Origin of the sequence: Streptomyces sp. NBC_00273, assembly GCF_036178145.1 — a bacterium.
GTDB lineage: Bacteria > Actinomycetota > Actinomycetes > Streptomycetales > Streptomycetaceae > Streptomyces.
Map to the genome: position 1 here is coordinate 8,055,867 of NZ_CP108067.1, position 25,169 is coordinate 8,081,035.

Here is a 25,169-nt window from a genome sequence, read left to right on the forward strand (position 1 = left end):
ACTCCTCAGGCTTGGGCCGGCGCACGCCGGTCGGTGATCAGGCGCATTTCAGAGCGCGCGAGGAAGCGTGAGATCTCCTGGTCGGTGGTGGGGACGCCGTCCTTGGCGCTGTCGAGCAGCCGGGCGAGCACGGCCGCCTTGTGGCCGCCCTCGACGCCGAGGGCCAGTGCGGGCCGCGCGTCGAGCGGGCCGCACAGGTCGAGGAGGCGCACGACGATGTCGTCGCGCTGGAAGACGGTGCTGCCCTCGATGGGGCTCGTCGGATCGTCCACGGCCGCCTCGTCCTGCCCGGCGAGCAGCCGGGCCAGCGCCATGCCGCACCCGTCCTTCGCGGGGTAGAAGAGGGCGTGCCGCCTGACGTCCGCGCTCTCGCGGCCGCCGGCCGCCACATGGTGCACCGCCGGGAGCGCCGCACGGGTGAAGAACATCCGGGCCGATCCGGGGTCGCTGAGATCCCGGTCCTGCTCCAGGTACGGGTTGATGGCCTCCTCCAGCGCCCGTACTTCGGGCTGCTGGGACACGTGGCGCAGGGCCGCGAGCAGGTCGCCCTCGACCTCGACCGCCCGGACGACGCGGTTGCCGTGCATGAACAGCGAGGTGCGGCGCAGCCGGGTGTTCTCGTCGACCTGGGCCTGCGGGGACGTGTACCCGGCCAGGAGCTCCGCCACCACCGTCTCGCTGCCGGGCTTCACGGTGAAGGTGAGTGCGTGGCGGACCACGCCGTCACCGCGCCGCGGAGCGACCTGGAGGCCGCCCCTGGCCCGGTCCGCGGTCTCCGGCGAAGAGGCGGCGGCGGAGGGCGGGCCGGTGGGGGAGGGGGAGCCGGGGGCCGGCCCCTTGCCGACCTCCCGCAGCACGCTGAAGCGCAGCGAGCGGGTGTCCCGTACGCAGCCGTGGAGCGGCTGCACCGACGCGACGTGTTCCTCGCTGTTGACCCAGGCCAAGAACCGCGGTGCGCTCTCCCATTCGCTGGTGATGAGCCACTGCGACGGATTCTCGATCGACTGGCACAACTCGTCGCTGATGTGTCCGGGGACGGAGGACACTTGCTCCTGGAGGTGTTCGTACACCTCCAGGAACTGATTCTGCGCACCGTCGTACAGATCCAGCAGCAGAACGACCCGAAGTCTCGAGCCGTCGAAGGCGGACTGGGATATCCGTTCCGACAAGGTTGTCATCGTTCACACTCCTTCGAGACCACACGGTCGCCACGGGCGGCGCCACCCGAACCGATCGTTGTCCCGTAATCCCTGCGGCGCGAGAGGAGAGAACCAAGCGGGTGAACGAGCGAGGGAACCGGCCTCGTACAGGGCATGGAAGAGCCATGAAGGAAAACGTCGACCACCACGTCCCGGTCCTCATCGTGGGCGGCTCGCTGGTGGGTCTGTGCACCTCGCTCTTCCTCGGCCGGCATGGCATCAGACACATGGTGGTCGAGAAGCACGCGGGTACCTCGATGCACCCACGCGGACGCGGTATCAACGTACGGACGATGGAACTGTTCCGGGTCGCCCGCGTCGAGGACCAGATCCGTGAGGCCGCCTCGGTCCTGGCGGACAACCACGGCATCATGCAGGGCGGCTCGCTGACCGGGGACGATCAGGAGTGGCTCTTCGAGGAGATCGACCCGGGCGGCGCGCTCGCGCGCTTCAGTCCGGCGGCATGGTGTCTGTGCAGCCAGAACGACATTGAGCCGGTCCTGATGTCCGTGACCCCCTCACTAGGGGCTGACCTGCGTTTCTCCACCGAACTCCTCTCCTTCGACCAGGACCCGGGCGGGGTCACCGCGATCGTGAAGAACCGGGAGACCGGGGAGCACAGCACGGTGCGCGCGGACTACCTCGTCGCCGCCGACGGGCCGCGCAGCCCCGTGCGGGAGGCGCTCCGGATCGGCCAGAGCGGCTCCGGGGACCTGTTCCACAACGTGAGCATCACCTTCCGGTCGCAGATGCTGGCCCACGTGGTCGGCGACCGGCGTTTCATCGTGTGCTACCTGACCAAGCCCGATGCCGACGGGGCCCTGCTGCCGGTCGACAACGGCGAGCGGTGGGTCTTCCACGCGCCCTGGCACCCGGACCGGGGCGAGACGCTGGAGGACTTCACCGACGAGCGCTGCGTGGAGCACATCCGCCGGGCCGTCGGCGCCCCGGACCTGGACGTCGAGGTCACCGGGAAGGCCCCGTGGCACGCCGCCGAGCGGGTCGCCGAGCGGTACGCGGTCGGCCGGGTCTTCCTGGCCGGTGACTCCGCCCACGAGATGTCCCCCACCGGGGCGTTCGGCTCGAACACCGGCATCCAGGACGCCCACAACATCGCCTGGAAGCTCGCCGCGGTGCTGAACGGTTCGGCCGGGCCGGGGCTGCTGCAGACCTACGAGGCCGAGCGGTTGCCGGTGGCCCGGGCGACGAGCGAGCGCGCCTCGGCGCGGTCGGCGGAGCACAGCCACCCGGGATACGAGCCCGACCCCGAACCCACGTCCGCGCCCGCTCCGGATTCCGGGTCCGCGCCCACGCCTGCGGCCGGGCCGGACTCCGCGCCCGGCGTCGGCGGCGGCCGGCAGGGCGGGGTCCTCTCCGTGGCCATGGGCTACCGCTACAACCAGGGCGCGGTGCTGGGAGCCGACCCGGAGCAGCCCGTCGTGCCCGAACGGATGCGGCTCTGCGGCGATCCGGGCAGTCGTGCACCGCACATGTGGCTCTGTGGTCCGGGGGATCCGGAGCCGAAGTCCACCGTGGACCTCTACGAGCGATCCTTCGTCCTGCTGTGCTCCGAGGGCGCTCCGTGGCGTGCCGCGGGGCGGTCCGTCGCCGAACAGTTGGGCGTTCCCCTGGACGTGTACGCGATCGGCACCGGTCCGGAGGCCGACCTGATCCCGGCGAACGGCGGCGACTGGACCGAGGTGCACGGCACGACCGGGCAGGGCGCGGTCCTCGTCCGCCCGGACGGCTTCGTGGCGTGGCGTTCGGCGCAGGCGGTGGCGGATCCGGCGGCGGTCCTGCACGAGGTCCTGACCACGCTGCTGGACCGCTCCTGATCCGGCCGATCCCGCTTCCCGCGAGCCCGGGGGCGCCGTCCGGCGGAGTGATCCGCGGGACGGCGCCCTTCACCTCGTGACGATGGCGGAGCGGGTCATCGCGTCGTCTTCGAGCCGAGGGCCCCGGGAGTCCTCGGGACCCAGTCGGGGGTTGCCGAGGCCTGCTTCGGGTCCGGCTCCCGCATGGTCACGCGCCAACCGTCCTCTCCGGCCCTTCCGGTGAGGCGCACCGTGAACGACTTGGTCTGGCCCGTGTCGTGGAAGTACACGACGACGAGCTGCCGCACGGACCCCTCGTCGTAGAACTCCGCGGTCACCTTCCCCTTGGCCCCCTCGTGGAAGGCCCGGATCCAGTTCCGCGCGGTCCGCTCGACGTCCCCCTTCGCGTCGTCGGGGTCGGCGGCGAGCGACTCCACCTCCTCGGCCTTGCCGTCGGCGAGCCGCCAGATCAGCTTCTGGGTGATCTGGAGGGATTCGGAGGTGGGGTACCCGACCACGCCCAGCGGTTCGTGCCCCGCGTAGTCGGTCGCGTACTGCAACGCTTCGTCGTCGGCGGCGCATGCGGTGAGACCGCCCCATGCCACCACGGACACCAGGGCGGCGCGCAGGGCGAGTGCGGCGCGCGGGACCGGTCCAGCCATACTTCCTCGGTCTTCCGGTGGTCATCGAGCGATCTCGATGCAGAGAGCTGCAACGTACTGCCCTGACCGGGCAGTTCGATCCGGTAAACGGACAAGCGGGACACAACTCGCGCCGCAGTGACGCAATTCACTCCATGGCTGGATTTCGACCCTCATGTGTCTCACCCCGCCATCCGGATGCCGGACAACCCCGCGCGCCGGCGGGCAACGCCGTCTACTCTGGCCGGGCAGCTGGTTCGCCCCGTCCGCCAGGCGGGATGCGTCGCAAGAGGGAACCCGGTGGGAATCCGGGACTGCCCCGCAGCGGTGAGCGGGAACGACCGCCGTCATACGCACTGGGCCCGGACGGGTCTGGGAAGCGACGGCCAGTAGGAGTCTCGTACGGCATCCGTACGACGGGACGCGCCCGCGAGTCCGAAGACCTGCCCGTTGCCCGTGCGCGACCGATCGCGCGCGGAAATCCCGGTGACCTCGTGGGCGGGTCGGCGACACATCAGGCGGACGACCGCGGGCACGTGCAGCCGCACGCACCCGTACCCGGTCGGCATCCGCCCGGTTCGTCATCCCTTCGCGCCCTCGACCCCTCACCGGGTCCACAGGAGAACGCTCGCGAAGGAGAGTTCCGTGACCCGCACGACCCCCGCCGCCGCAGGACGGCCCACGGTGGCCACCGTGTACGGCTACCCCCGCCAAGGCCCCAACCGCGAACTGAAGAAGTCCGTCGAGGGCTACTGGAGCGGCCGCAACGACGCCGAAGCCCTCCGGGAAACCGCCCGCGACCTGCGCCGGGCCAACTGGCAGCAGCTGGCCGACGCCGGCATCACCGAGGTGCCCACCGGTGACTTCTCGTACTACGACCACGTGCTGGACACCAGCGTGATGGTCGGCGCCGTCCCCGCGCGGCACCGCGCCGCCGCCCTGGCCGACCCGCTCGACGGGTACTTCGCCATGGCGCGCGGTACCCGGGACGTGGCGCCGCTGGAGATGACCAAGTGGTTCGACACCAACTACCACTACCTGGTGCCGGAGCTCGGCCCGGACACGGTCTTCACCGCCGACTCCACCAAGCAGGTCGCCGAGCTGGAGGAAGCGCTCGGGCTGGGCCACGCCGCCCGCCCGGTCCTGGTCGGACCCGTCACCTACCTGCTGCTGGCCAAGCCCGCCCCCGGCGTCGCCGCCGACTTCGATCCGCTGGCCCTGCTCGACCGGCTGCTGCCCGTCTACGCGCAGGTCCTGGCCGACCTGCGCGCCGCCGGAGCCGAATGGGTGCAACTGGACGAGCCCGCCCTGGTGCAGGACCGCACCCCGGCCGAGCTGAACGCCACCGCCCGCGCGTACCGCGAGCTCGGCGGCCTGCCCGACCGGCCCAAGCTGCTCGTCGCCTCCTACTTCGACCGGCTCGGCGAGGCCCTGCCCGTGCTGGCCAAGGCACCCGTCGAAGGGCTCGCCCTGGACTTCACCGAGGCCGCGGCCGCGAACCTCGACGACCTCGCCGCCGTCGGCGGCCTGCCCGGCAAGCGCCTCGTCGCCGGTGTCGTCGGCGGCCGCAACATCTGGATCAACGACTACGAGAAGTCCCTCAGCACCCTCGGCACCCTCCTCGGGCTCGCCGACCGGGTGGACGTGGCCGCCTCCTGCTCCCTGCTCCACGTGCCGCTGGACGCCACCGCCGAACGGGACGTCGACCCGCAGGTGAGGCGCTGGCTCGCCTTCGCCCGCCAGAAGACCGCGGAGGTCGCCACGCTCGCCCGGGGCCTGGCCCGCGGCACGGAGGCCATCGCCGCCGAACTCGCCGCCAACCGGGCCGACCTGGCCTCCCGCGCCGGATCCGCCCTCACCCACGATCCGGCCGTCCGGGCCCGCACCGCCGCCGTCACCGGCGCGGACGGGCGGCGCGCCCAGCCGTACCCGGAGCGGGCCGCCGCCCAGCGGGCGCACCTGGGCCTCCCGCTGCTTCCGACGACCACGATCGGATCGTTCCCGCAGACCACCGAACTGCGCACCGCCCGCGCCGACCTGCGGGCCGGGCGCATCGACACCGCCGGCTACGAGGACCGCATCCGGGCCGAGATCCGGGAGGTCCTGGCCTTCCAGGAGAAGGCCGGCATCGACGTACTGGTGCACGGCGAGCCCGAACGCAACGACATGGTGCAGTACTTCGCCGAGCAGCTCACCGGCTACCTGGCCACCCAGCACGGCTGGGTCCAGTCCTACGGCACCCGCTACGTCCGTCCGCCCGTCCTGGCCGGCGACGTCTCCCGCCCCGACCCGATGACCGTGCGCTGGACCACGTACGCCCAGGCGCAGACGTCCAAGCCGGTCAAGGGCATGCTGACTGGCCCCGTCACCATGCTCGCCTGGTCCTTCGTCCGCGACGACCAGCCCCTCGGCGACACCGCCCGCCAGGTGGCGCTCGCCCTGCGCGACGAGGTGGGCGACCTGGAGGCGGCCGGCACCGCGGTCATCCAGGTCGACGAACCCGCCCTGCGCGAGACCCTCCCGCTGCGGGCCGCCGATCACGCCGCCTACCTCGCCTGGGCCACCGAGTCCTTCCGGCTCACCACGGCCGGAGTCCGCCCGGACACCCAGATCCACACGCACATGTGCTACGCCGAGTTCGGTGACATCGTGGAGGCCATCGAGGACCTCGACGCCGATGTCATCAGCCTGGAGGCCGCCCGTTCCCACATGCAGGTCGCCGGTGAACTCGCGGGCGCCGGCTACCCGCGCGAGGTCGGTCCCGGCGTCTGGGACATCCACTCGCCGCGGATCCCCTCCGTCGCCGAGGCGACGGCCCTGTTGCGCAAGGGGTTGGGGGCCATCCCGGCGGAGCGGCTGTGGGTCAATCCCGACTGCGGCCTGAAGACCCGGGGCTGGCCGGAGACCAGGGCGTCCCTGGAGAACCTGGTCGAGGCGGCCCGGCAGGTACGCGCCGAGCTCTAGCGCGCGGGCGCGCCCGCGGACGCCCCGTCGTCGCCGACGAGGCCCGCGACGTGGTCGGTGATCACATCGAGGACGTCCGCCGAGATCCGGTCGTCGCCGAGGACGAGGTGGTTCAGCGTCAGGCCGTCGGTCATGGCGGCCAGATAGCGGGCCAGCACGCTCACGGGCACGCGGAGTTCGAAGGCCATGTGGTGGCGCAGCTGCTCGATCAGTTCGGTGTAGGTGTCGCAGTACCGCTCGTACTGCCGCCGCGCCAGGTGTTCGAAGTCCGGCCGGCGCAGGGCGTACTGGGTGAGTTCGTAGGTGAGCATGTGTTCGCCCGGGTGGGCGGACACATGGTCCCAGTACGCCTGGAAGCCCGCCCGGACGGTCTCGTGCAGCGTGGCCTTCGGCTGGATCGCCTCCCTCACCAGGGTGACGCTGTGGTCGGTGATCGCCGCGATGACGGATTCGAGCAGGGCCTGCTTGGAGTCGAAGCAGTAATGGAAGACGCTCAGGGACACGCCGGCCTCGGCGGCGATCGACCTGGTCGTCGTCGCGGCGACGCCGTCGCGGGTCATCGCGCGGATGGCGGCCTCGGTCAGCTGCCGGCGCCGCTCGGCCGAGGGCATCCGTGCCATGGGCGTTCCTTCCGGTTCGTGCTGCGGTGCGTGGTGCTTGGCGCCTGGTGCGTGGTGCCATGGCGGCCGGGGCCGGCCGGATCAGTAGATCCGGCCGGCCCCGGCCCCTGGACTTCCGTTCGGCGGGATCAGCTGCTGTAGACGCCGACCTCGTGGAGCGAGTACCCCCACTTGGTGCCGCGTTGGAGTCCCTGGATGCGGACGTAGCGGGCCGGCACCCCGGAGAAGCGTGCCGTGTCCAGGCCGCCGTCACTGGCGGTCGTGGACCAGACGGTCTGCCAGTTCGTGTCGTCCGTGGAGACCTCGATGCGGTACGACTTCCCGTACGCGGCCTCCCAGTCGAGGGTGATGCGTCCCACCCGGTTCGCGGACCCGAGGTCGATGCGCAGCCACTGGTTGTCGTTCCACTCGCTGGCCCAGCGGGTGCCCGAGTCCCCGTCCACGGCCCGGCCCGGGGAGAAGTTCACGAAGGGGTTCCACCACTCCGCGCTCGACGCCGAGGCCGGGGAGCCTGTGGCGAGGTTCACCCCGGACTTGTGCTTCTCGGAGTTCCCCCAGGTGGTCAGGTAGGACTCGGCGCCCTTGAACAGGTCGTCCACCACGCCCTGGCCGCCGACGAGGCGGATGTCCTCGATCCAGTCGGGGACCAGACCGTAGTGCGAGGCGCCGTCGGTGTTGAGGTCCCAGGTGCGCGAGCCGGTGGTCTGCCGGTCGATGACGGATCCGCCGTCGGTGCTGCGGAACGGGTAGCGCACCGGGTTCGGGGTGTCGGCCCCGCGCGGTCCGGGCCAGCCGCCGACGCCGTTCATGTCGGTGCCGTACCCGTAACCGACGTTGTACTTGTCGCGCAGCGCGTCCGTCCGCTTCGCCTCGGCGCTGAATCCCTCGGCGCCGCTCATGTACGAGGCGATGAAGCCGCCGAGCTTGTAGACCCGCTCGGTCCAGTCCATGTCCATCCAGCTGTGCGAGGAGATCACGCCCGGGTACGACTCGGACTCCATGATGTCGAAGGACCGGCCCGCGGCCTTCACGCTCATGTGGTCGACCTCGAGCATCATCTTGCGCTTCATCATGCCGCGCACCGCGTACTCGCCGAGTTCAGTGAGTCCGCGCGTGTTGCACTGGGCGTCGGCGGCGTAGGACGGGATCGCCACCCCTTCGGGGAGTTTGCTCTGCACCGCTGGCGCGGCCGCCGCCAGCCCGATGGGGTTGTCGTGCTGGGGACCGGTGCACTTCTCCGTCTTCCAGAAGGTGCCGGTCGACAGGAACTGGCCCGCGTTGATGGCCGTACCGAGGGCACCCTCGTCGAAGCGCACCCCGCACAGGGCGTTGTCGAACTTGTGGCACAGGAACATGCTGCGCACCCCGAGGCGGTACAGCTCGTCCAGGCCGCGGTCGATGTCCGCCTTGCTGCACTGCGCGATGTCCAGGATCTGCTTGCAGCCGAAGGGTTCGGAGGTCTCGACGCCGAGGACCACGGCCAGCTTGCCCTGCTGGACGACGTCGCGGGCCTGCGCGGAGTCGGTGACGATCCGGAACCAGCCCTTGCCCGGGCCGCCGTACATCTTGTCGATGTAGGCCTGCATGTCGTAGGTCTTCTGCGCTTCGAGCCGGATGGCGGTCATCTCGTCGCAGCCGCGGTCCTTGAAGAAGTAGACCGAGCAGATGACGCCGTTGGTGACGAGGTCGTTCACGAGCACGCGCTGTCCGCCGCGCCAGGCCCGCTCGACCCAGGCGTAGTAGTTCTGCTGGTGGGTCAGCGAGTCGTGGGCGGGCCAGTCCTTGAAGGTCGGCCAGCCGTTCGGGTCGTGCTTGCCGTCACCGCCCTTGGTGATGAAGTCGAAGATCGCGAGCGTGCCGTCGGGGTAGTGCTCGGGGCAGTCCTTCAGCGCGTCGGCCACCCCCGCTTCGGAGAACGGCTTGCCGCAGATGAGGCGGCCGCCGAAGCCCTCGTTGGACATCAGGTGGTCGTGCGCGTCGACGAAGCCCCGGACCCGCCCCTGGGAGTCGGTCCCCTTGAAGGGTTCGCCCGTGACGTTGATGTCGGAGTCGGGTGCGGGCCGCGCGACCGGGTTCCACCAGCCGGGATCGGCGGCGGAAGCGGGTACGGGGCCGAGCACCATGGCCACCACGGCGAGGAGCAACGACAGGACCGCCAGGGGCCTACGCCTGTGGTGCGTGTGTCGAGAAATGGTCATCACTCACGTCTTAAGGTCAGCCGGATGGCGCGGTCGGGGAGCCGGATCCGTTCGGGGGCACGACGAGCCACGGCCACAGGCGTGACTTGTCATGGACCCCACAAACAGTGGGACGAGAATCGCGACTGGCATCGACAGAGTCAATAGTCCGGGACAGCTGACCTGATGATTCATCAGATGGGCCGTTTCTTCACAAGGTCCCCGCACCCGGGCGGCCCGGCTCGGCGCGTTGCGTGGAGGAGCGCGCGAGCCGGGTCCGCCCCGCCCGGGGCGACGGCGCCGCGGCGTCAGCGCGCGCCGTGCTCCAGCAGGTCCATCTCGGCCGGGGCGACCCCGAATCCGCGCTTCGTGGCCTTCGGGGCCGGCTTGCCGCAGAACGCCGCTTCGAGGGTCCCGCCGAGGGCCGTGTTCGCCTCGCCCTTGTTCGAGGTGTTCGCCATCGCGGAGAGGGAGCGGCGCCCGTCGCGGGTGGAGAAGGCGTAGGTGTAGAAGCCCTGCACGGTGCCCGTGTGCCCGTAGACCGAGGTGCCGCAGGACAGGTCGTAGCGGCGCAGGCCGAGCCCGTAGAACCGGGTGTTCGTGGTGTCGGTCGGCGTCATGGTGACCATGGCGTCCAGCATGTTCGCGGGCAGCAGCCGCCCGCCGAGCAGCGCGGACGTGAAGGTGTTCAGATCGGCGGGATTGGAGATCACCGCTCCGGCGGACTGGGCCCACGACACCGTCTGCTCGGTGGAGTCGACCAGCGGCGCGCCGGCCTCGTCGGGGTGGAGGTAGCCGCGGGTGTGCAGCCCCTTGATCTGCGCGCTGGGGTGCACGTAGGAGGTGTTGCGCAGCTTCAGCGGCTTGAAGATGCGCCGCTCGTATTCCTTGGCCACACCGTTGCCGGTGGCCTTTTCGATGAGCATGCCGACGACGACGAAGTTGGTGTTCGAGTACTTGTACGCGACGCCGGGCTCGGTCGTCCGGGGTTCGCGCAGCGAGAGGTCCACCAGCTCCTGGTAGCTGAACACCTTGTTGCGCACGGACTCGAAGCCCGGCACGGTGTGCTCGAACATGGCGTTCGTGTAGTCCGCCAGCCCGCTGCGGTGGGTCAGCAGGTGACGCACCGTGATCCGGTCGTCGGGCAGCAGTCCGGGCAGGTACTGGTTGACGGCGGTGTCCAGGCCGATCCGGCCCTCGTTCACCAACTGCAGCAGGACGACGGAGGAGAAGGTCTTGCTGACGCTACCGATCCGGAAGCGGGCCTGCGGGTCCATCGCCGAGCCCGTGGTCCTGTCGCGCACCCCCTCGGTCCGGACGCTGACCCCGTCGGGCCCGCTGAAACGCGCCAGGGCGCCAGGTGCACCGGCGGCGGTCGTGTTCCGCAACGCCTGGGTCAGCGCTTCGAGATCGGGGGTGGTGGTCGGGGCGGCGTGGGCGGTGGTCGCCGGAACCACGGCGGCCATCACCGCCAGCAGGGCCGAACTGAGGGCCAGGCGACGGTTCATGGGCAGGGGCACGATGCTCCTCGGGTGGGGGGTCGTACGGGTCGGACGACACGAGCCTACGCAAGATCATCGGGCCGATCGGCCGCTCGCACGGGCCGGAACGCGCCAATTACGAACGGCAGTTCAGCCACCCGGGCGAGTCGCCTCGTACGTCCCCGTTGCCGCTGACGGCTCAGCGCGGAGCGGCGGTACGGGGAGGGCGCGGCGGAGTGCCCGGGTGCGCCGCACCCAGGCACCCGCTCGCGGGCGCGCCTAGTCTGAAGCCGTGACTAGCAGCGATCTCGGAGACTTCCTGCGTGCCCGGCGCGCACGCCTGCGGCCGAACGACGTGGGACTCGTCTCCTACGGACAGCGCCGCGTGGCGGGGCTGCGCCGCGAGGAGGTGGCGGTCCTCGCCGGAATGAACGGCGACTACTACGCCCGGCTGGAACAGGGGCGCGAACGCGGCCCTTCCGCGCAGGTCCTCGACGCGATCAGCGGCGCCCTGCGGCTGGACGAGGCGGCACGGGAACACCTCTTCCGGTTGGCGGGCGCCGCGCCGGACGGCGACCGGCCGCAGCCGAGGGAGTCGATCGGAGCCCCCCTGCGCCAACTCCTGGACGGGTACCCGGTGACCCCGGCGTTCGTCCTCAATCCCGCCACCGACGTACTGGCGGCCAACGCGATGGCCGACGCGCTGTTCTCCCCGTTCGCGCAGCGGGACAACCTGGCGCGCATGACGTTCCTCGACCCCGCGGCCCGGCCGTTCTTCGTCCGCTGGGACCGTGCGGCCGAGGCGGTGGTGGCCGGCCTGCGCCACGCGGCCGGACTCGATCCGCACTACCCGCGCTTGAAGGCACTGATCCGCGAACTGAGCAAGGAACGCGCGGAGTTCACGGCGCTCTGGGCCGCTCACACGGTCCGCGGCAAGACCCGCGACAGCAAGGAGCTCCACCACCCCGACATCGGACCGCTCACGCTCGGCTTCCAGTCCTTCGCCGTGCTCGGAGCGCCGGGTCAGCAACTGGTGGTCTACCAGGCCGAACCGGGAAGTCCGAGCGCCCGGGGCCTCGCCCTGCTCGGCAGCCTGCACGCCACCCGCCGCACGTCATGACCGGCGTACGCCAGGGCCGACGGGCGGCCGCGTCGCCCACGTGACGAGTGCAGCGTCCCGCCCGGTTTGGCGCAGGCCGGCGTCGGCGCTCCTGGTGGCCCAGGCGACGTGCCCGTCGGGGCGGACCAGGACCTCACGGACCCCGTCGAGCTCCGGGTGCTCCTCGGTCGCGCGGGCGGTGACGACACCGATCCGCGGGCCCCGTCCGGCGGCGGGGGTCTCGTGCGCCTCCGGGTGCGGGCCCTGCGCGTCCGTGAGCCGGAGCAGGACGAAGCCGCCCCGGTGCAGGAGCTCGTACACCCGCGTCGCGTCCGTGCTGTCCGTGCCGTCCGTACTGCCCGTGCCGTCCGAACGGGCGGAACCGGTCACGCTCAGGCCGATGTCGGGCATCCGGCGGCCGACCAGCGGATCGGCGTCGGGGGAGGCGGCCGGGTAGCGGGTGCCGAGTGCGGAGACCTGGTCGGCGAGGCGGCGGTTGACCTCGGGCATCTTCAGCAGCTCCTCGACGAGGCCGCGCAGCGCGGCGGCCGGCCGCCGGTACCGGTCCACCAGCGGAAGCTCCGCCAGCAGCGTCTGCACCGCGGTGTTCTCGGTGACGGCCCGGCCGACGGGGTGGCGCTCGGCGTGATACGTGTCGAGGAGTCCGGGCGGGGCCCAGCCGTGCACCTCCGCCGCCAGTTTCCAGCCGAGGTTCATGGCGTCCTGGAGCCCGGTGTTGAGGCCCTGGCCCGAGGCGGGGAAGTGGACGTGGGCGGCGTCGCCCGCCAGGAGGACCCGGCCGCAGCGGTAGGCGGCGGCCAGCCGGGTGGCATTGCCGAAGCGCGAGAGCCAGCGGGGCCGGTCGACCCCGAAGTCGGAGCCGCAGATCCGCACCAGCCCCGTACGGAACTCCTCCAGGGTCACCGGCACCCGGGTCGGCGTCCGCATCCGCTCCGGATCGATGTACACGAAGCGGGTGATCCCGTCGTCCAGGGGGACGGCGAGTACGCCCGCGTCCCGCGCGGTCGCGAGGGCCGCCGGGTCGGCCCCGACGGTGGCGAAGTCCCCGAGCACTCCGGTCAGGGTCTCGTCCGTGCCCGGGAAGTCGATTCCGGCCGCCTGCCGGACGAAGCTGCGCCCGCCGTCGCACCCGACCAGGTAGGCGGCGCGAAGGAGCCGTAGGTCCCCGTCCGGCCCGCGCACCTCCGCCACGACCCCGTCCGCGTCCTGCCGCAGGCCCGTGAGCGGGCGCCCGCGCTCTATCCGCACCCCCAACTCCTGCGCCCGCTCGGCCAGCAGGGCCTCCGTGCGCGCCTGGGCGAGGAACAGCATGTGCGGGTGGCGGCTGTCCAGCGCGGCGAAGTCCAGCGGGGTGTCGAGAGCAGCGAAGTGCCATCCCGGCATGGTCCGGCCGAGCCCCAGGAAGCGCGGGGCGAGCCCGCGCAGGTCCATCAGCTCCAGGCTGCGCGGATGCAGGGTCAGCGCCCGGGAGTTCTGGTGGGGCTCGGTGCGCCGCTCGACGACCAGGGTCCGTACGCCGGCCAGTGCCAGCTCGCAGGCGAGCAGCAGCCCGGTCGGTCCCGCGCCCACGACGATCACGTCGGTATCCATCGGTGATGCCTCCCACAATTAGTGAACAGCGTTCACGTGAACGGCGTTCACTATAGTGAGGTCCATGAGCTCCCCGTCAACCCCGGCCCGGGGCCGCCCGGCTCGACTCGATCGCGACCGGACGGTCGACACGGCCCTGGACCTCCTGGACGAAGTCGGCCTCGACGCGCTGACGATGCGCCGCCTGGCCGATGCGATGGACGTCCAGGCCGGCGCGCTGTACCGGTACTTCGCCACCAAGGACGAGCTGCTGACCGCGATGGCGGAACGCATGCTGGCCGACCTCGCGGCGGCCGGGACCGACGGCGACTGGAGCGAACGGCTGGCGGCCCTGGCCCGGGCCATGCGCACGGCACTGCTCGCCCGCCGCGACGGCGCCCGCGTCTACGCGGGCACGCACGCGACCGGGCCCCACACCCTCGGCTTCGCCGAAGCGGTCGTCGGGGTGCTGCGCACGGCCGGCTTCGGGGAGGAGGACGCGGCGCGCGCGCTCATGGCGGTCGCCCACTTCACCATCGGCCACACGCTGGAGGAACAGGCCGCGCTCCGGCCGCCGCAGGCCGGCGGGGTGGCGGATGCCGAGCGCCTGTACCTGGCGGTCGAGCCCGAGCGGTATCCGCAGCTCGCCGCCGTGCTGCCCACGCTCACGCGTGGTGACTTCGCGGCGCACTTCGACTTCGGGCTGTCCCTGCTCCTGGACGGGCTGCGGGCCCTCGATCGGGGCGCGGACCTGCGGTGACGGCCCTGAAATATACTGACGGGGTGACTGAGAACCCGCTGCCTCCCTGCCCCGAATGTGCGGGCGCGTACGCCTACGAGATGGGGGCGCTCCTGGTCTGCCCCGAGTGCGGGCACGAGTGGCCGCTCGCCCCCGGTGAGTCCGGCAGTGTCTCCGAGGAGCGGGTGATCAAGGACGCGGTCGGCAACGTGCTGGCCGACGGGGACACCGTGACGGTGGTCAAGGGCCTGAAGGTCAAGGGCAGCCCGTCCGGCATCAAGGCGGGCACGAAGGTGCGCAACATCCGCCTGGTGGAAGGCGTCGACGGCCATGACATCGACTGCAAGATCGAGGGATTCGGCCCGATGCAGCTGAAGTCCAGCGTGGTCAGGAAGGTCTGACCTGACCTGACCGGCAGGGCGAGATCTGGCCGGGCCCGCCGCGGCCGAGCCGCCCGTCGGCGGAGCACGAAGGCGCCTGTCGGGCACGGTCCCGATCAGGCGCCTTCGTCGTTCTTCCGTAGGGGCGGAGTCGATCCGGCGGGCGGCTCATGAGCCGGCGCGCTCACGGGCCAACGGGATCGCCGGAGGCTTCCCCGGTGGGGGGCGGGCCGGTCAGCGCGCGGCGTACAAGCGGTGGGGGACGGTCGTCGCGGTGGCGATGGACGCCGTGGCGGCGAAGATCACCTCGTCGTTCTGGCGGGCGATGACGCGTACGGGATGGCGGTTCGGCGCGCTCGCTTCTTCGGTGTTCGGGAGCGTCTCGATCCAGCAGGCCGAGGTCAGCTCCGCATAGCGGAAGAAACGAATCTCCATATCGGTCAGGACTCCCCGCCGGGGGTAGGCGGAGCGGTACGCGGCCTGGCGCACGGCTTCCAGGAGCAGCATGCCCGGGGCGTGGTCGACGGGGTGGTCGAAGAGGATCGGGTGGTTGACGTCGGCCCGGAGCTGGGCGCGCCGCGTGGAGCTGGTGGGGGAGAGGACCACGTCGTGGAAGCGGTCGCGGCCCACGCGGCGGGGAGTCAGCGGCGGCGGAAGCGGGATCGTGCGGGCGGCCACATCGGCGAGGTCCCCGTTCCGGCCGCGCAGCCGCTGGTAGACGGCCTCGGGCTGATTGGTGAATCCGGCCTCGGCGGTGCCGAGGAACTCTCCGCCGCGGGTCGCCGTCACGTGCATGGTGAGACCCGCGAGTCTGCGGCCGCGGCGCGAGATGCCGGAGCAGCGGATGTGCAGCGAGATGTCGGCCGGGGTCGAACCGACGGCGAGGGCGTCGGCGTTGGTCGAGTAGCTGAACGTGTCCCAGATCTGGCGGTGACCGAAGGGGACGTCGTACGCGACGTGGCTGAGGAGCGGGATGGCCTGGCGGACCGATTCGGCAAGGAGGAGGGGGTCGTGGTGACCCCCGTCCGGTGTGTAGAAGCTGTGGGCGCGCGGCCACTGGGCGGTGACGACGAACTCGTCCGGTGCGACGGTGTGCCATCCGGTGAGCAGGACTTCCGAGTGTGCGCTCTTGTGTACGTACTCCCGCGGTAAGGCGCTGCTGAGCGCGGCGACGGGTGAGGCGGAGTGATCAGTAGACACAGTCATGGTTGAGCCCCCCTGGAACGTCGGACATGAGCTGGTGCTTGTTCGGCGCAGGTCCTAAAATAAAGGATGTTCGTTTTTTTTGTCGAGATTAGTTAGGTGCCCATGTCAGAACGAAAGCAACAACGCGCCCCCCAACTCAGGGCAGTTCAGACCAAAGCGGCCATCCTGCGCGCCGCGGCCGAGGTCTTCGACGAGTTCGGCTTCAGCGGCGCCAGCATCAGCAAGATCATGAAGCGGGCGGACGTCACCCAGGGCGGGATGTACTTCCACTTCAGCTCCAAGGAGGAGCTCGCCTACGCCGTCATGGTCGGCCAGGGCGACGGCCTGGAGTTCCCCGCCGGCGAGGACGGCCTGCAGCACCTGATGGACATCACGCTCTACCTCGCCGAGCAGCTCCAGCACAATCCGGTGCTCCGCGCAGGCGTGCGACTGGCCGTGGAACAGGGGGAGTTCGGCCTGCGCGACGACGTCGCCTACCAAGCCTGGGTGCTGGAGTTCCGTCAGCAGCTGCGCTTCGCCCGGGCGAAGGGCGAACTCCAGCCGGACGTCGACGACCACGAACTGGCCTGGGTGCTGGTCAGCTCCTTCACCGGGGCGCAGCTCTTCTCCCAGGCGTCCACCGGCCGGGCCGACCTGCCGCAGCGGATAGCTTCCTTGTGGCGCTACCTGCTGCCCGCGGTGGCCGCCGACGACATCCGGGGCGGACTGCGCCTGTCGCTGCCGCCGACGGAGCCGAAGCCGGAGACGGAGCCGGAGCCGGAGTCGAAGCCGGAGCCGGAAGCGAAGCCGGAGCCCAGGTCGAAGTCGGCATCGGGGAAGCGGGCGTGAGTACCCCTCGTGTCGTCGTCACCGGCGCGACGGGCTTCGTGGGGTCGGCGGTGCTGCGCCGACTGACCGGGCGGGACGAGCAGGCCGTGGTCCGTGCGGTGTCCCGCACGCAGGCCCACACGGCCTTATCCGGAGCGCAGTGGGTGGGCGCGGACCTGGCGGACGGACCGTCCCTGCGCGGGGTGTGCGACGGCGCGGACGTCCTGTTGTCCCTGGCCTCCTACGTCGGACCGGACGCCGACCGGTGCACCGCGGTCAACTCCGCCGGAACCGCGGCCCTGGTGGCCGAGGCCCGGCGGGCCGGAGTGGGGCGGATCATCCACCTGTCCACCTGCGCGGTCTACGGTCCGGGCCCGCACCGGGGGCTGGACGTGGGCGAGTTGGTGCCCGCCCCGGTATCGGCGGCCAGCGGCAGCCGACTGGCGGGGGAGGGGCCGGTGCTCGACGCGGGGGGACTGGTCCTGCGCGCGGGGCTCGTGCTGGGGCGGGGCGACCGGTGGGCCGTACCGGCCCTCGTCGACTCCTTCCGGCGGGTACCGGCACGCTGGGGCGCGGGAGCCGGGCTCGCCTCCTTCGTCGACGTCGACGACCTGGCGCGGCTCATCGTGGCGCTCGCGCTCGGTGGCGGCGCCGCGGCCGACGCCACGGGTGTCCTGCACGCCCACCACCCCGAGCCGGTGCGCAACCGGGACCTCATGGACGTCCTGGCCGAGCACCGCGTGCTGCCGGCGCGGCCCGACGTCGACTGGTCGTGGCGCAGGTGTCTGGACACCCTGGCCGAGACCCCGGGATGGGTGAGCGAGCGTCAGTTCACTTTGCTTGCCGGTGATCACTGGTACCGCGCCGACGAGGCATGGGAGCGCGCCGGGATCGAACCGGGGCCCGGCCCGCTGAGCCGGATCGGCCCGGCGGCCCAGTGGTACCGGGAGAGGGGCGGGATCGCCCCGGGGTGACGGCGATCTGCCAAAGCCTCAGTGGGATCGGGCGTGGGCGGGCTGTGTCGAGCAGGGCGGCGGGTAGCGTCCGCAGCACAGCCGGTCACCCCTGAAGGAGTGGAAATGTCCGATCTTTCGAACATCGTCAAGGCGTATGACGTGCGTGGCGTCGTGCCGGACGAGTGGGACGAGTCCCTGGCCGAGCTGTTCGGTGCCGCGTTCGTCGAGGTCGTGGGCGCTGGGGCGATCGTGATCGGTCATGACATGCGTCCGTCGTCGCCGGGTTTGTCGGCCGCGTTCGCGCGGGGTGCGGCGGCGCGGGGTGTGGACGTCACGCTGATCGGTCTGTGTTCGACGGACCAGCTGTACTACGCGTCGGGTTCGCTGGACCTGCCGGGTGCGATGTTCACGGCCTCCCACAATCCGGCGCAGTACAACGGCATCAAGCTCTGTCGTGCGGGTGCGGCTCCGGTGGGTCAGGACACGGGTTTGTCGCAGATCCGTGAGCTGGTGGAGAAGTGGTCGGACGAGGGTGCTCCCGTGATCCCCGAAGGCACCGTCTCCGGAACGGTCACGGAGCAGGACACGCTCATCGGTTACGCCGCCCACCTCAAGGGTTTGGTGGACCTGTCGTCGATCCGTCCGTTGAAGGTGGTCGTGGACGCGGGCAACGGGATGGGTGGCCACACGGTTCCGACGGTGTTCGAGGGTCTGCCGTTGGACGTGGTGCCGATGTACTTCGAGTTGGACGGGACGTTCCCGAACCACGAGGCGAACCCGCTGGATCCGAAGAACATCGTGGACTTGCAGGCGCGGGTGTTGGCGGAGGGTGCGGATCTGGGTATCGCGTTCGACGGTGACGCGGACCGTTGCTTCATCGTGGACGAGCAGGGCATTGGTGTGTCGCCGTCGGCGATCACTGCGTTGGTTGCGGCGCGCGAGCTGGCCCGCAACGGTGGCGCCGGCACCGTGATCCACAACCTGATCACCTCTTGGTCGGTTCCCGAGGTCGTTCGCGAGAACGGCGGGACGCCGGTCCGCACTCGTGTCGGTCACTCCTTCATCAAGGAGGAGATGGCGAAGACGGGTGCGATCTTCGGTGGTGAGCACTCGGCGCACTACTACTTCAAGGACTTCTGGAACGCGGACACGGGCATGTTGGCTGCGTTGCACGTGTTGGCGGCGTTGGGTGGTCAGGACGGTCCGTTGTCGGCGTTGGTGGCCTCCTACGACCGTTACGCGGGCTCGGGGGAGATCAACTCCACGGTTGCGGACCAGGCGGCCCGTCTGGCGGCGGTGAAGGCGACCTACGGCGACACCGAGGGCGTCACGTTGGACGAGCTGGACGGTCTGACGGTGACCGCCCAGGACTGGTGGTTCAACGTGCGTGCCTCCAACACCGAGCCGTTGCTGCGGCTGAACGTCGAGGCCCGTGACGAGGCCACGCTGGCCAAGGTCCGCGACGAGGCCCTGGCCCTCATCCGCGCCTGACCCGCCGTTTCAGGCCGGGCTCCGCCCGACCCAGCCCCGCCGGCGTTTGAGCAGGGGGCACCTCCCAGCGGTAGCTGGGGGAGGGTCCGGGCGGAGCCCGGTGCCCGGCGGAGCCGGGTTCCTCCGAACCCACGCCGCTCAGGCGGACCGCCCGACCCCCGCCTCACCACACCGCACCGCGTACGCGTACGCCGCTGACATCAGCGTCATGTGATGGTGCCAGCCCGGGAAGGACCGCCCCTCGAAGTCGAGGAGCCCGAACTCGTCGGCCAGCGAGCCGAGCACCGCGCCGGACCGGGCCGACCGTCGCACCAGGTGCAGCAGGTCGTCCATCCGGTGGCGGTTCATGTTGGTGAGCCAGACGGGTCCGCCGCCCCGCCGGTCCGGCCGCCGTTCGCCGAACAGCCGGTAGATCTGCTGCGCCCCGCGCCCTGCCGATTCCCCCTCCGGCAACCGGACCAGCGCCGAGTGGATGCGCTGGCGCTGCGGACGCACGTCGGGGCCGGCGAGCGGCGTGCTGTACGGGTGGCTGGTGTTGCCCAGCCGGGCGATGTCGCCCGCGGTGGTCCCGCCGCGCCCGGGTGTGCGCGCGCGATCGCCGCCCTGTGCCGGGACGGCGGCGCGGACCGTGAGGGCGGGCGGTACGGACACCAGGAAGTCGTGCCCGCGGCGGCTGAGCACGCCGATCAGCGCGGCGGCGCCGCCGCCGAGGCGGCTCAGGTCGGCGACCACGGGGGGATGCGCCGACGAGGTACGGGAGGCGATCCAGTCGACGAGCTCCAGTACGAGGGCCTCCGGAGCCTGGTGGACGACCTCGGGGGAGATGCGTGCCCGGCGGCGCAGGACGGGATCCGTCACCCAGGCCTCGGGAAGGGCCAGCCGCCAGTCGACGGGCACGTTCATGCCGTCCAGGGAAAGGAAGAGGCAGAAGCCCAACTGGCAGTTGACGATGCGTCCGGCGGCGGGGTCGAAGCGGCGGTGCACGCCGACCGAGTGCTCACCGCGTTTGGGGAAGCACACCTGCCCGATCGCCCAGGCCCGCACGGGATGCCGTTCCTCCACCCACCGGAGCAGTTCGGTGCGGGCCGGATTCCAGTCCCAGGGGCTCGCGTTGATGAACTGCTGGAGGGACTGGGAGGCGGTGGGCGACTCGGTGACGGACGCCGCGAGCCTGCGTACGGACTTCTTCCCCGGGGTGGTGAGCAGTCCCTGTAGGTAGACCCGGGCCCAGCGCCGCTGGTCGGCTCTCGGTAAGTGACCGAAGAGGCGTTCCGTGAAGTCGGCCAGGGCGGTGTCACCGGCAGCCAGGGCTCTGGTCCTTGTCCGTGTCGTCATCTGTCTCCCCCTCCACTGCGGACGTCGGCGTGCGCCGTCTACTACTCATAGAATACAGAACGTTCGTTTTTTTTCTAGCGAACCTATGGCGTCCCGCCCACGACTTAGGCACGTTGGATCCGGAGGCCTGCGGCGCCCGTGCCGCAGTCGTGCCGCAGTCGTGCAGGGCCGTCCTCCGGGAGGCCGGGCATGGGCGCTTCTTCGTCAAGTCGGCGTTGTCGGCGGTCGGCGCCGGGGCGACGCTGGAGGTCGCCATCTCCGTGCGGGGCGCAATGGCGAGTGAGGAACGACCTGGATGGCAGTGATAGCGCAGTGGTGAAGCAAGAGCGCGGCGTACGCACCCGTAATCATCTGATCTCGGTGGCCGCCGTTGAATTCGACCGCAATGGGTACGACGGGACCTCCCTTTCCCGGCTGAGCCGCTCCGCCGGAATTTCGATCGGAGCGCTCACCTTTCATTTCGCAGCGAAGGGGGAGTTGGCTTCTGCCGTCGAGGATTCGGGACGCGCGGCCACCCGCAGGGTGGTCGAGGGGGTGACGGCCCGTGGCGGCCCGGCGCTGGACACCGTTTCCGCGCTCGTCCTCGCCCTCGGCCGGCTGATCGAGACGGACGCGGCCGTGCGCGCCGCGGCGCGGCTGACCCAGGAGCGGGTGGGCGCCGGACCCGATTGGTGCGGCTGCTGGCTCCCTGACGTCAAGGAGCTGCTCGAACGGGCCGCCGAGCAGGGCCAGCTGGACCCCGAGGTCGACCCGTGCCCGGTCACCCTGCTGACGGCGCACCTGGTGGGTGGTGTCGTCACCCGGGTGCGCCGGGGCCGGAGCGAGCGCCCCGGCGCCGTGACCGGCGAGCTCAGGGAACTGTGGCGGCTCATCCGGCGGGGCATCGTGGCCCAGACGGACCCGGAAATGCCCAAGTAGGAAGAAAAGCGGGGTAATTCAAGCCAGTGGAGTGCGCTGCCCCCTAGCGTCGGCGGCATGAATTCCACACCTCACCGGATAACCAAAGCAGTGATCCCCGCCGCGGGACTCGGCACGCGATTCCTCCCGCTGACCAAGGCCACCCCGAAGGAAATGCTGCCGGTGGTCGACAAGCCGGCCATCCAGTACGTGGTGGAAGAGGCCGTCGCGGCGGGGATGTCCGACATCCTCATGGTCACCGGCCGCAACAAGCGGCCGCTGGAAGACCACTTCGACCGCAACTACGAGCTGGAGGAGGCCCTCCAGCGGCGGGGTGATCAGGACAAACTCAGGAGTGTCTGCGCCTCCACCGAACTCGCCGACATCCACTACGTGCGCCAGCGGGACCCCAAGGGTCTCGGGCACGCCGTCCTGTGCGCCGCGCCCCACGTCGGCCGGGAGCCCTTCGCCGTCCTCCTGGCCGACGACCTGATCGACCCCCGCGACCCCCTGCTCGCCCGCATGGCCGAGGTGCGCGAGCGGCTCGGCGGCAGCGTCGTGGCCCTCATGGAGGTGGATCCGCAGGCGATCCACCAGTACGGATGCGCCGCGGTGGATCGGTCGGCCGGCGGTGACGGCGTGCGCATCACCGAGCTGGTGGAGAAGCCGGAGCCCGGTACCGCGCCCAGCAACCTGGCCGTCATCGGCCGCTACCTCCTCGACCCCGAGATCTTCGAGGTCCTGCGGAACACCGCCCCGGGGCGCGGCGGCGAGATCCAGCTCACGGACGCGCTGCGCACGCTGGTCCAAGCCGGACGCCCCGTGCACGGCGTGGTCTTCTCCGGCCGGCGCTACGACACCGGAGACCGCGCTGAGTACCTGCGCGCAACGGTCAGGCTCGCTTGCGAGCGCGCGGACCTGGGGCCCGAATTCCTGTCCTGGCTCAGGGAGTTCGTGCGCGCCGAAGAGCTCGTGGGGGTCTGAAAGACCGCCCGGTGGGCGACCGGGGAACTTCCGCGGTCGCCCACCCCACCAGGCACTCCTGCGTCAACTTGCCCAGATCTCAACGGGGTTCGGCTCCCCGATTGGTTACCGAACGGTAATTACGTAATTTCTTCCCCGGGGTCGCCGCCCCGCCGGACGGAGCGGCACCCGAAGCACCGAGTGCACGGAAGGAGGTGAACTTCATGGACGAGCCGAACCCGCGGCACGCGACGCAGCCCCCCGACGTCGCGGCCGAGGTGCCGGTCGGCGCACTGCTCGCCGCGGATTCCCCCCGCGCCGTCCAGGTGGACGAGAGCCATGCACAGGCCCTCGCGCACTCCGGCCGGACGCTGCCGCCGCTGCTCGTGCACCGCCCCACCATGCGGATCATCGACGGCACGCACCGGTTGCGAGCCGCCGTACTGCGCGGGCAGGACACGGTGCCGGTGACGTACTTCGACGGCAGCGCCGAGGACGCGTTCGTGCTCTCGGTCGAGGCCAACATCAGTCACGGGCTCCCGCTGACCCACGCGGAACGGACCGCTGCGGCGTTACGGATCCTGCGGTCCCACCCCGACTGGTCCGACCGCGGCATCGCGCGGCGGACCGGGCTGGTGGGCAAGACCGTCGGGGCGCTACGACGCCGTGAGGTTCCGGGACCCGCCCCGCCGGGCCGCGTCGGCCAGGACGGCCGCGTCCGGCCGGCCGACCCGGTCCGCGGCCGGGAGGCCGCGGCCCGGCTGCTGGCCGGACATCCCACCGCGTCGCTGCGGCAGATCGCGCGGGAGGCGGGCATCGCGCCCTCGACCGTGCGGGACGTACGGCGCCGGATCGGAGCGGGCGCGGATCCCGTACCGGCGGCCCAGCGGCGCTCCGGCAGCACCCCGGCCCCCGCACCACCTCCGGTTCCCGCCCGGGTCCGGGGGCAGCCACTGCCCGCACTGGTCACCAGCCTGTGCAAGGACCCCCTGCTCAGGCTGAGCGATGCGGGCAGGCTCCTGCTCCGCATGCTCGACCTCCAGGTGAGCGGACTGCGCCAGTGGGAGCGGATCGTCGCCGCAATACCCCCGTACCGCGTGGAGACGGCGGCCGACGCGGCCGCCCAGTGCGCACGGGACTGGCAGGAACTGTCCGAAGAACTACGGCGCCGTGCCTCGGCGCACACCCCTGCCTGAGCCGGCTTCCCCGGCGAGTACCGGCCTTCGCGTCGGAAGGCCCCAGTTGTGATCGAAAGGACGTATGGCGATGTCGGTTGTCGAGGGAGCGCGTGTTGACGCGGGTTCAGGGGAGGGGGGAGGAGCCGAGGGGCCCGTTCGTTTGGACGGGCGTTTGAAGTTGGTGTTGGTGGTGCTGCTGGTGGCGCAGTTCATGCTGGCGGTTGATTTCTCGATTCTGAACGTGGCGTTGCCGGTGATCGGTGACGGGCTGGGTTTCTCGTTGTCGAATCTGCAGTGGATCGCGACGTCGTTCGCGTTGTGTGCTGCTGGTTTCACGCTGTTGTTCGGCAGGGTGGCTGACCTGTTCGGGCGTCGTCGGTTGTTCCTGGTGGGTCTGGCGGTGCTGGGCCTGTCCTCGCTCGTGGGCGGCCTGGCGACGTCGCCGGAGATGTTGATCGCGGCGCGCGTGTTCCAGGGGCTGGCGACCGCCGCGGTGACGCCGGCCGGTCTGTCCCTGCTCACCACGTCGTTCCCTGAGGGTCCGCTCCGTGAGAAGGCCCTCGGCCTGAACGGTGCTCTGATGTCGGCGGGGTTCACGACGGGCGCGATCCTGGGTGGTGTCCTGACGGATCTGTTGTCGTGGCGGTGGGCGTTCTTCATCAACGTTCCCGTGGCGTTGGCGGTGTTGTTCATTGCTCCGGCGGTGATCAAGGAGTCGCGTCCGTCGGTGCGTCCGAAGTTGGATCTGCCGGGTGCTACGGCTGTGACGTTGGGTCTGTTGGCGTTGATCTACGGGTTGACGCAGGCGGGTGAGCACGGTTGGGGTGCGCCGTCAGCGTTGGGTTGGCTGGCCGCGGGTGTGGTGCTGCTGGTGGTCTTCTACGCCATCGAGTCGAGGAGCTCGGCTCCGCTGGTGCCGGTTTCGGTGTTGAAGAAGAAGACGGTCGCGTGGGGCAACATCGCGGGTCTGATCGCGTTCCTCACCGAGACCAGCCTGGTCTTCCTGATGACGCTGTACCTCCAGGAGGTGCTGGACTTCTCGCCGCTGACGGCGGGTCTGTCGTTCGGTGTGTTGGGTATCGGCACGGTGATCGGTGGTTCGATCGCTCCGCGGGTGATCGGTGCGGTGGGAACACGGTCGACGCTGATCATCGGTGGTGTGTTGCAGGCGGTCGCGACGCTGAGCCTGATCGCGTTGGGTGAGACTTCGTCGAGCATGTGGCTCCTCCTCGTCGCGACGTTCGCGGGTGGTGTGGGCAACATGTTGGTGATCGTCGGGTTCATGGTGACGGCGACGACGGGTCTGCCGGATCACGAGCAGGGTATGGCGACGGGTCTGGCGACGATGACGCAGCAGGTCGGTATCACGATGGGTACGCCGATCATGTCGGCGATCGCTGCGGCCAACACGGACATTCATGCGGGGATCACGACCGCGGTCATCGTGAACACCGCGATCGTCCTGGTCGGCACCGTCACCACCGTCCTCTTCCTCCGGAACAAGGCCGCGAAGGACCTCGCCGCCGCCGGCTGAGCCCCCTGACCGACCCTCCCCCTCAGAGGCGCCCCCGGCACGGTCCCCTTCCCCCGACCGTGCCGGGGCGCCCCCTCCCCAAGGTCTCCCTCCCCAAG

20 protein-coding genes and 1 riboswitch are annotated in these 25,169 nt (G+C 70.9%); of the genes, 12 read left to right on the plus strand and 8 right to left on the minus strand.

Annotation, left to right across the window (positions count from 1 at the left end; translation table 11 throughout):
* Positions 1–5 precede the first annotated feature (5 nt).
* A complete protein-coding gene (locus tag OG386_RS36095) occupies positions 6–1,178 on the minus strand; it encodes a SchA/CurD-like domain-containing protein (protein WP_328791569.1) in 1,173 nt (390 codons plus the stop codon).
* A gap of 101 nt (positions 1,179–1,279) precedes the next feature.
* Here OG386_RS36095 and OG386_RS36100 point away from each other — a divergent pair, with 101 nt between their 5' ends.
* Positions 1,280–3,034 carry an FAD-dependent oxidoreductase gene (locus OG386_RS36100; protein WP_443053251.1) on the plus strand — a complete coding sequence of 585 codons (1,755 nt, stop codon included), beginning with the start codon at positions 1,280–1,282 and terminating at the stop codon, positions 3,032–3,034.
* Positions 3,035–3,129: 95 nt separating this feature from the next.
* On the opposite strand, the gene OG386_RS36105 is transcribed toward OG386_RS36100, so the two are convergent.
* Positions 3,130–3,675 (minus strand): hypothetical protein, encoded by a 546-nt coding sequence (locus OG386_RS36105; protein ID WP_328791571.1) that lies wholly within the window; start codon positions 3,673–3,675, stop codon positions 3,130–3,132.
* A 215-nt stretch (positions 3,676–3,890) separates the two neighbouring features.
* Positions 3,891–4,119, plus strand: a riboswitch (cobalamin riboswitch).
* A 180-nt stretch (positions 4,120–4,299) separates the two neighbouring features.
* Here OG386_RS36105 and metE point away from each other — a divergent pair.
* A complete protein-coding gene (gene metE, locus OG386_RS36110; protein WP_328791572.1) occupies positions 4,300–6,618 on the plus strand; it encodes a 5-methyltetrahydropteroyltriglutamate--homocysteine S-methyltransferase in 2,319 nt (772 codons plus the stop codon).
* Here the strand turns inward: metE and OG386_RS36115 are convergent.
* From OG386_RS36115 to OG386_RS36125, 3 genes are all read right to left on the minus strand, one after another.
* Positions 6,615–7,238, minus strand: a complete 624-nt coding sequence (locus OG386_RS36115; protein ID WP_328791573.1) for a TetR/AcrR family transcriptional regulator — start codon at positions 7,236–7,238, stop codon at positions 6,615–6,617. The genes metE and OG386_RS36115 overlap by 4 nt on opposite strands.
* A gap of 128 nt (positions 7,239–7,366) precedes the next feature.
* Positions 7,367–9,436, minus strand: coding sequence for a galactose-binding domain-containing protein (locus OG386_RS36120; protein WP_328791574.1), 2,070 nt, complete (start codon positions 9,434–9,436; stop codon positions 7,367–7,369).
* A gap of 287 nt (positions 9,437–9,723) precedes the next feature.
* Positions 9,724–10,923 (minus strand): serine hydrolase domain-containing protein, encoded by a 1,200-nt coding sequence (locus OG386_RS36125; protein WP_328791575.1) that lies wholly within the window; start codon positions 10,921–10,923, stop codon positions 9,724–9,726.
* 265 nt (positions 10,924–11,188) lie between these two features.
* On the opposite strand from OG386_RS36125, the gene OG386_RS36130 reads away from it, so the two are divergent.
* Entirely contained in the window at positions 11,189–12,016 is an 828-nt protein-coding gene (locus OG386_RS36130) for a helix-turn-helix transcriptional regulator (protein ID WP_328791576.1), read from the plus strand.
* Here the strand turns inward: OG386_RS36130 and OG386_RS36135 are convergent.
* A complete protein-coding gene (locus OG386_RS36135; protein WP_328791577.1) occupies positions 12,011–13,606 on the minus strand; it encodes a monooxygenase in 1,596 nt (531 codons plus the stop codon). The genes OG386_RS36130 and OG386_RS36135 overlap by 6 nt on opposite strands.
* Before the next feature lie 64 nt (positions 13,607–13,670).
* Between OG386_RS36135 and OG386_RS36140 the strand changes: the two genes are divergently transcribed.
* Both OG386_RS36140 and OG386_RS36145 read left to right on the plus strand, forming a co-directional pair.
* The gene (locus OG386_RS36140; RefSeq protein WP_328791578.1) at positions 13,671–14,345 is read left to right on the plus strand and encodes a TetR/AcrR family transcriptional regulator; all 675 of its coding nucleotides are present in this window, start codon (positions 13,671–13,673) and stop codon (positions 14,343–14,345) included.
* Positions 14,346–14,368: 23 nt separating this feature from the next.
* On the plus strand, positions 14,369–14,725 hold the full coding sequence (locus tag OG386_RS36145; RefSeq protein WP_323185223.1) for a zinc ribbon domain-containing protein YjdM: 357 nt from the start codon (positions 14,369–14,371) through the stop codon (positions 14,723–14,725).
* A gap of 213 nt (positions 14,726–14,938) precedes the next feature.
* On the opposite strand, the gene OG386_RS36150 is transcribed toward OG386_RS36145, so the two are convergent.
* A complete protein-coding gene (locus tag OG386_RS36150) occupies positions 14,939–15,910 on the minus strand; it encodes a ScbA/BarX family gamma-butyrolactone biosynthesis protein (protein ID WP_328791579.1) in 972 nt (323 codons plus the stop codon).
* 102 nt (positions 15,911–16,012) lie between these two features.
* Between OG386_RS36150 and OG386_RS36155 the strand changes: the two genes are divergently transcribed.
* From OG386_RS36155 to OG386_RS36165, 3 genes are all read left to right on the plus strand, one after another.
* On the plus strand, positions 16,013–16,738 hold the full coding sequence (locus OG386_RS36155) for a ScbR family autoregulator-binding transcription factor (RefSeq protein ID WP_328791580.1): 726 nt from the start codon (positions 16,013–16,015) through the stop codon (positions 16,736–16,738).
* Complete coding sequence (locus OG386_RS36160; RefSeq protein ID WP_328791581.1) at positions 16,735–17,691, plus strand: NAD-dependent epimerase/dehydratase family protein; 957 nt, start codon at positions 16,735–16,737, stop codon at positions 17,689–17,691. Before OG386_RS36155 ends, OG386_RS36160 begins: the two co-directional genes overlap by 4 nt.
* Positions 17,692–17,796: 105 nt before the next feature.
* Complete coding sequence (locus OG386_RS36165; RefSeq protein ID WP_328791582.1) at positions 17,797–19,164, plus strand: phosphomannomutase/phosphoglucomutase; 1,368 nt, start codon at positions 17,797–17,799, stop codon at positions 19,162–19,164.
* A 138-nt stretch (positions 19,165–19,302) separates the two neighbouring features.
* Here OG386_RS36165 and OG386_RS36170 read toward each other — a convergent pair whose 3' ends face one another.
* Positions 19,303–20,499, minus strand: coding sequence for an IS701 family transposase (locus OG386_RS36170; RefSeq protein ID WP_328791583.1), 1,197 nt, complete (start codon positions 20,497–20,499; stop codon positions 19,303–19,305).
* Positions 20,500–20,811: 312 nt separating this feature from the next.
* Between OG386_RS36170 and OG386_RS36175 the strand changes: the two genes are divergently transcribed.
* The 4 genes from OG386_RS36175 to OG386_RS36190 all read left to right on the plus strand — a co-directional run bounded on the left by OG386_RS36175 (position 20,812) and on the right by OG386_RS36190 (position 25,071).
* Positions 20,812–21,417, plus strand: coding sequence for a TetR/AcrR family transcriptional regulator (locus OG386_RS36175; RefSeq protein ID WP_328791584.1), 606 nt, complete (start codon positions 20,812–20,814; stop codon positions 21,415–21,417).
* A gap of 57 nt (positions 21,418–21,474) precedes the next feature.
* Positions 21,475–22,380 (plus strand): UTP--glucose-1-phosphate uridylyltransferase GalU, encoded by a 906-nt coding sequence (gene galU / locus OG386_RS36180; RefSeq protein WP_328791585.1) that lies wholly within the window; start codon positions 21,475–21,477, stop codon positions 22,378–22,380.
* A 203-nt stretch (positions 22,381–22,583) separates the two neighbouring features.
* Positions 22,584–23,555 carry a ParB/RepB/Spo0J family partition protein gene (locus tag OG386_RS36185; RefSeq protein ID WP_328791586.1) on the plus strand — a complete coding sequence of 324 codons (972 nt, stop codon included), beginning with the start codon at positions 22,584–22,586 and terminating at the stop codon, positions 23,553–23,555.
* A gap of 70 nt (positions 23,556–23,625) precedes the next feature.
* Positions 23,626–25,071, plus strand: a complete 1,446-nt coding sequence (locus OG386_RS36190; protein WP_328791587.1) for a DHA2 family efflux MFS transporter permease subunit — start codon at positions 23,626–23,628, stop codon at positions 25,069–25,071.
* Positions 25,072–25,169: the final 98 nt, after the last annotated feature.